The organism is Oceanibaculum pacificum (assembly GCF_001618175.1).
Classification (GTDB): domain Bacteria; phylum Pseudomonadota; class Alphaproteobacteria; order Oceanibaculales; family Oceanibaculaceae; genus Oceanibaculum; species Oceanibaculum pacificum.
This window is the reverse complement of the sequence record NZ_LPXN01000064.1, coordinates 1-6,842: the sequence shown is the minus strand read 5'-3', so window position 1 is coordinate 6,842 and position 6,842 is coordinate 1. Positions and strand designations below refer to the sequence as shown.

The window sequence follows — 6,842 nt, the reverse complement described above, 5'->3', positions numbered from 1 at the left end:
CTGTCGGGCGGGCAGCAGCAGCGCGCCGCCATCGCCCGCGCCCTGGTGCAGCAGGCCGAAATATTGCTGGCCGACGAGCCGATCGCCTCGCTCGACCCGGAATCGGCGCGCCGGGTAATGGAAATCCTGTCCACCATCAATCGCGAGGACGCCATCACGGTCGTCGTCTCCCTGCATCAGGTGGATTACGCGTTGCGCTACTGCCCGCGCACCGTCGCCATGCGGGCCGGCCAGATCATCTATGACGGCCCCAGCGAGGCGTTGACGCCGGAATTCCTGCGCGAGCTCTACGGCGCGGACAGCGAGGAATTGATCCTTGGGGATTTCAGCGGCCAGCAGAAGGTCGCCACGCTGCGCAAGCCCGCCCTGGTCGCCGCCGCGACCTGAGCCAACGCAAACAGCTTCGCCTTCCGGGGGAAGGCGCGGGAAACCGGGTCGACCCGGTGTGATTTTTATCAGGAGGTAGTGGAATGCTTCGCAAATTCCTTGCGGGTGCCGTGGTCGCCGCGACCGCGCTGACCGCCGGCGCCGTTTCGGCGCAGGACATGAAAGAGCTGAATTTCGGCATCATCTCGACCGAGTCCTCACAGAATCTAAAGACCGTCTGGCAGCCTTTCCTGGCCGATATGGAAAAGAAGCTGGGCATGAAGGTGAATGCCTATTTCGCGCCGGACTATGCCGGCATCATCGAGGGCATGCGCTTCAAGAAGGTCGATATCGCCTGGTACGGCAACAAGTCGGCTATGGAAGCCGTGGACCGCGCCAATGGCGAGATTTTCGTGCAGACCGTCGCCGCCGACGGCAGCGCCGGCTATTACTCGATGATCATCGCGCACAAGGACGTGCCGGTGAACAATCTGGAAGACCTGGTGAAGGACGGCAAGGCCTACACCTTCGGCAACGGCGATCCCAACTCGACCTCCGGCTTCCTGGTGCCCAGCTACTACGTGTTCGCGCTGAACAACATCGACGCCAAGCAGCATTTCAAGCGCATGGTCACCGCCAACCACGAGACCAACGCCCTGGCCGTCGCCAATAAGCAGGTCGACCTCGCGACCAACAACACCGAGAGCATGGACCGCATCAAGCAGAACTTCCCGGAGAAGTATGCCCAGATCAAGGAGATCTGGCGTTCCCCGCTGATCCCGTCCGACCCGATCGTCTGGCGTGCCGACCTGCCGGCTGAGATGAAGGGCAAGATCAAGACCTTCTTCATGGATTACGGCGTGAAGGGCTCGAACGTCGAGGCCGAGAAGAAGGTGCTGGCGGGCCTGTCCTGGGGCCCGTTCCGCGAGAGCAGCAACGACCAGCTGATCCCGATCCGTCAGCTTGAGCTGTTCCGCACCAAGACCCGCATCGAGAATGACGACAAGATGGCCGCCGACGAGAAGCAGAAGAAGCTGGCGGAAATCAACGCCCAGCTCGACGAGCTGAACAAGAAGTCGAAGACCAACTGATCTCTTGCCTGCCCTCGGGCCGGGGCGCGACCGCGTTCCGGCCCGAATTGCATCCGCCATTCCGCCTTAAGGAGTTGGTCATGACGAGCCAGACCGAAAACGCCCCCAGCGCGATCGATTTTCCGCGCCGCGACGCGAAGAAATCCCTGCTGTATTATCTGGGCTGGGGCCTGTTCCTCGCCGTTCTGGTGTGGTCCTGGGAGGGTGCCGAGATGCGCCCGCTCGACCTGATAACCGACGCCGGCAACATGGCGACCTTCGCCAAGGATTTCTTCCCGCCCGATTTCCGGCAGTGGGAATATTATATCGAGGAGATGGTCACCACGGTGCAGATCGCGCTGTGGGGCACCGTGCTCTCCATCGTCACCGCCGTGCCCTTCGCCCTGCTGGCGTCGGAGAATATCGCCCCCTGGTGGATCAACCAGCCGGTGCGCCGCCTGATGGACGCGCTGCGAGCGATCAACGAGATGGTGTTCGCCATGCTGTTCGTGGTCGCGGTCGGTCTGGGGCCGTTCGCGGGCGTGCTGGCGCTGTTCATCCACACCACCGGCGTCCTGGCCAAGCTGTTCTCCGAGGCGGTTGAAGCCATCGACCCGCGCCCGGTCGAGGGCATCCGCGCGACTGGCGCGAACGCGATCCAGGAAATCGTGTTCGGCGTCATCCCCCAGGTGCTGCCGCTGTGGATATCCTACGCGCTGTACCGCTTCGAATCGAACGTCCGCTCGGCCACCGTGGTCGGCATGGTCGGGGCGGGTGGAATCGGCGTGGTGCTGTGGGAGGTTATCCGCGGCTTCTACTTCGCCCAGACCTGCGCGGTGATGATCATCATCATCGTCACCGTCAGCCTGCTCGACGTCGTCTCCCAGCGCCTGCGCAAGATGTTCATCTGAGGCCCGGCGACAAGGTGTCCGGATACCGATTTTAGCCGATTGGCGGCGTCTTCCAGCCGATATAAAGTCGGGCGAAAAGGAGCGCATCGCCACAGCGCCGTCGCCACGCCATTTGCATCGACTGGGAGACGACATGAGCAAGATAACAAGCGACCACCCTGCCCGCACCGGCTTGCTTTCGGCGACGATGATCGCCGCGGCGGCCGGGGCCTTCCTGACGCTGGCCGGCCCGCGCCCGGCAGCCGCCGCCGAGGCGACGCTGTTCACCTGGGAAAACCTGGCCGAGCCGGCTTTCTTCGAGGAATATGAGAAGAAGTACAAGGCGACGCCGGACAGCGCGCTGTTCGCCGACGAGGACGAGGCCTTCGCCAAGATGATGGGCGGCTTCAAGCCGGACGTCATGGCGCCCTGCACCTACGAGGTGCCGCGCTGGCGCGATGCCGGGCTGTTGCAGCCGATCGATCCGTCGAAGCTGAGCCATTGGAACGCCCTGCCGGAATCCCTACGCAACATCAAGGGCATGGCGGCCGAGGGCGGCAAGGTCTGGTTCGTGCCGCAATATTGGGGCAACACCTCGGTGACTGTGCGCACCGACCTGGCCCCGGAATATGCCGGCAAGGAAAGCTGGGACATTCTGTGGGACCCGAAATATAAGGGCCGGGTGGCCGCGCTGGAAGGCGTGGACGACACCTTCGCCATCTCCGCCCTGCATATCGGCATCGACCCGTACGAGCCGCTGAGTGCGGAAAACGAGAAGAAGGTGCGCGAGCACATGACCGCGCTGGCGCAGAATCTGCGCATGGTCACCAGCGATTCCACCACGCTGGTCCAGGCCGTCGCCTCGGGCGAGGTGGTCGCCGCCATCACCTGGAACGACCATTACACCGAGATGAAGGCCGAGGAACTGCCGGTGAAGTTCATGCGGCCGAAGGGCATCATCACCTTCGTCTGCGGTTTCGTGATGCATAAGGAATCGAAGAACGTCGCCAAGGCGCACACGCTGATCGATTCCAACATCAACGACAGCGCCAGCCACTTCCTGGTAACCGAGATGGGCTATGGCCCGGCCAACACCAAGGCGTTGAAGAGCATGGATGCCGCCCTGGTGCAGAAGGCCGAGCTGCCGACCGATGCGGACGCCTTCCTGGCCGCTGGCATCTTCCAGCGCACCTTGCCGAACAAGGATGCGCTGGTGCAGATGTGGCAGGAAATCCGCGCCATGTCCGGCCAATAGCCCCTGCCGGCAGGATCAAGGAAAACCCCGCTGCGGCGGGGTTTTTCGTCTGCGACGGCGTGCCGCTGGATTTTGCCGCAATTTTAGGCGAAACATACCCGCCATTGGCCGCCGTCGTAGGCGCCAGGGTGGGATTGAGGGATAGATGGCAGAGGCGCCACGGGTCGCAGCGAAGCGGGGCCGCCCCCCGAAAAGCCAGTCGCAACTCCGCACGCAGCGGCCGGGCACGCAGCGTGCCGCCGCGAAGGAAGCCACGCGCCTGAAGCTGATCGAGGCGACCATCGATTCCATCGCCCGCAGCGGCTTCGCCGACACCACCCTGGCCAAGGTTTCCGAAGGGGCCGGCCTGTCGCGCGGCATCGTGAATTTCCACTTCACCAGCAAGGACGCCCTGCTGGTCGAGACGCTGACCCATCTGGCCGACGAATATACCGGCTTCTGGCGCGCCGCCGTGGCCGAGGCCGGGGCCGACCCGGCCGCCCGGCTGACCGCCATCGTGGATGCCGAGTTCCACCCCACCGTCTGCAACCGCAAGAAGATCGCCGTCTGGTACGCCTTCTGGGGCGAGGCGCGCTCCCGGCCGACCTATCTGGCGGTCTGCGAGCGCCAGGATAGCGAGCATCTGGAGGCGATCCGCGCGATCTGCCGCGAGCTGGTGGAGACCGGCGGCTATGCCGATATCGACGCCGAGGACGCCGCCAACGGGCTGATGGCGCTGGCTGACGGTCTGTGGCTGGACCAGCTTCTCACCCCCGCGCATTTCGACCGCGCGGCGGCGCGGCGCGTCTGCCTGCTGTTCCTGGCCGGCGTCTTCCCCCGCCACTTCACCGCCAAACGCGGAGCCGCCTCGGCGGCGTAGCGGCCCTCCCATACTCCCCCCCGTCACCCCGCCTTGTGCCGGAAATCCACGCTTCCGGCCACTGGATATCGGTCGTGCAACGCGCCCCCTGCTCTCCCTTGCGAAACCCGGCATTTTCCGAATAGATATGAGCAGGTAACCGCGCCGCTACAGACGGGCGGAGCCTGGGGGCGTCATCCGGCGAGGATGCGGAGAAGCGAGGGGAGAGGGCCCGGTTGACCGACCGTGCGGAGAGCGCAGCATCGCCCATGACACCGTCCGCCGGCCTGCTGGACCGGCTGCATCTGCTGCTGGCCCGGCACGAGGCGCTGCGCGGCTATACGCTGATCTCGCCCACCCTGTTCGTGGTGCTGGCCGCCATGGCGGTGCCGCTGATGCTGATGGTGGCCTACAGCTTCTGGTCGCAGAGCTATGTAACGCTCGACACCACCCTGACGCTGAAGAATTACGCCGACGTGGCGACGCGCGACATCTACCACACGCTGTTCCTGCGCTCGGTGATGATTTCCGGCCTGGTGACGCTGATCACCGTGCTGCTGGCCTATCCGATGGCCTATTTCGTCGCCTTCGACGTGAAGAAGCACAAGCTGCTCTGGCTGATCCTGCTGACCCTGCCGTTCTGGACCAGCTACCTGTTGCGGGTTTTCTCCTGGAAGGTGATCCTGGGCTATAACGGCGTCATCAATTCCGGGCTGATGTCGCTGGGCGTGATCGCGGAACCGCTGCAATTCCTGCTGTACAATCCGTTCTCGGTGATCGTGACGCTGGCCCATGCCTGGGCCGCCTTCGCCATCCTGCCGATCTACGTGTCGCTGGAGAAGATCGACCGCACCCTGCTGGAGGCCGCGACCGATCTGGGCGACGGGCCGGTGCGGCGCTTTTTCCGGGTGACGCTGCCGCTGTCCATGCCGGGAGTCATCGCCGCCTCGCTGCTGATCTTCATCCCCACGGTCGGCGATTACGTGACCCCCACCCTGGTCGGCGGCACCGGCGGGGTGATGATCGCCAACATCATCCAGGCGCAATTCGGCAAGGCGAATAACTGGCCGCTGGGCTCCGCCCTGGCGATCAGCACCATGCTGGCGGTGACCGCCATCGCCTGCCTGACCATCTGGCTGGCCAAGCGCGGCACGGGAGCGATCCGATGAGCGACGCGACGCGCGATACCGGCCGGCGCGTGCGCATGGGCTATGCGGCGCTGTACCTGGCCTTCCTGTACGTGCCGATCCTGGTGCTGCCGGTCTTCTCCTTCAATGATTCCATCTTCGTGTCCTTCCCGCTGAAGGAATTCACCACGAAATGGTATGACCAGCTATGGGAGACGCCGCGCCTGTTCGACGCGCTGCTGAACAGCCTGAAGGTGGCGGTGTTCAGCGCCGTCTTCTCGACGCTGCTGGGCATCCTGGCGGCGCGCGCCATGACGCGCTACCGCTTCCCGCTGCAAAGGCCGATCTTCGGGCTGGTCATGCTGCCGCTGGTGATACCGGAGATCATTCTGGGCCTGTCGCTGCTGATTCTGGTGAACCGGCTGGGCCTGACCCTGTCGCTCTACACGGTCGCCATTGGCCATGTGCTGCTGTGCGTGCCGTTTGCCGTCGGCGTGCTGCTGTCGCGCTTCGAGGGGTTCGACCGCAGCCTTGAGGAAGCCTCGCTCGATCTGGGGGAGAGCGCCTGGATGACCTTCTGGCGGGTCACCTTCCCCATCGTCTTTCCCGGCATCGTCGCCAGCCTGCTGCTGACCTTCACCATCAGCTTCGACGAATTCATCATCGCCTTCTTCCTCACCGGCACCGAGACCACCCTGCCGGTGCATATCTGGAGCCAGCTGCGCTTCCCGCAGCGGCTGCCCGGCGTGCTGGCGCTGGGCACGCTGATCATTCTGGGCTCCACCCTGTTGATCGTCCTTGCCGAATGGCTGCGCCGGCGCGGCGTCCAACCCGACAAGCAACCCGACATGTGAGTGCGCCATGACGAAAGACGCCGCCTTCATCGATATCCGCGCCGTCAGCAAGCGCTTTGGCGGCGTGACCGCCGTGGACGGGGTGGACCTCGCCATCGCGCGCGGCGAGTTCTTCTCGCTGCTGGGCTCCTCGGGCTGCGGCAAGACCACGCTGCTGCGCATGATCGCCGGCTTCGAGCTGCCGAGCGACGGCGATATCCTCATCGACGGGCAGGAGATGACCTATGTGCCGGCCAACCGCCGGCCGACCAATATGGTGTTCCAGAGCTACGCGATCTTCCCGCATCTCAGCGTGCGCGACAACATCGCCTACGGGCTGCGCAAGGACCGGCTGGACAAGGCGGAGCTGGACCGCAAGGTCGACGCCGCGCTGGAGATGATCAAGCTGGGCGGCTATGGCAGCCGCCGCTCCAACGAGCTGTCCGGCGGCCAGCGCCAGCGC

At 64.6% G+C, this 6,842-nt stretch carries 8 protein-coding genes; all 8 read left to right on the top strand.

From position 1 onward, the window contains the following. A partial coding sequence (locus AUP43_RS04875; RefSeq protein WP_157089240.1) for an ATP-binding cassette domain-containing protein occupies positions 1 to 387 on the top strand: 387 nt, incomplete at its 5' end. Positions 388 to 470: 83 nt separating this feature from the next. Further along, entirely contained in the window at positions 471 to 1,457 is a 987-nt protein-coding gene (gene phnD, locus AUP43_RS04870) for a phosphonate ABC transporter substrate-binding protein (RefSeq protein ID WP_067553342.1), read from the top strand. Positions 1,458 to 1,537: 80 nt separating this feature from the next. Further along, positions 1,538 to 2,347, top strand: a complete 810-nt coding sequence (gene phnE / locus AUP43_RS04865) for a phosphonate ABC transporter, permease protein PhnE (protein WP_067553340.1) — start codon at positions 1,538 to 1,540, stop codon at positions 2,345 to 2,347. 133 nt (positions 2,348 to 2,480) lie between these two features. Further along, positions 2,481 to 3,581, top strand: coding sequence for an ABC transporter substrate-binding protein (locus AUP43_RS04860; protein WP_067553338.1), 1,101 nt, complete (start codon positions 2,481 to 2,483; stop codon positions 3,579 to 3,581). A 145-nt stretch (positions 3,582 to 3,726) separates the two neighbouring features. Beyond that, entirely contained in the window at positions 3,727 to 4,440 is a 714-nt protein-coding gene (locus AUP43_RS04855; protein ID WP_067553336.1) for a TetR family transcriptional regulator C-terminal domain-containing protein, read from the top strand. Between the two features lie 248 nt (positions 4,441 to 4,688). After that, a complete protein-coding gene (locus AUP43_RS04850) occupies positions 4,689 to 5,588 on the top strand; it encodes an ABC transporter permease (RefSeq protein WP_067553334.1) in 900 nt (299 codons plus the stop codon). Further along, positions 5,585 to 6,400, top strand: a complete 816-nt coding sequence (locus AUP43_RS04845) for an ABC transporter permease (RefSeq protein WP_067553332.1) — start codon at positions 5,585 to 5,587, stop codon at positions 6,398 to 6,400. The genes AUP43_RS04850 and AUP43_RS04845 overlap by 4 nt, the downstream gene beginning before the upstream one ends. A gap of 7 nt (positions 6,401 to 6,407) precedes the next feature. Beyond that, a partial coding sequence (locus tag AUP43_RS04840; RefSeq protein WP_157089239.1) for an ABC transporter ATP-binding protein occupies positions 6,408 to 6,842 on the top strand: 435 nt, incomplete at its 3' end.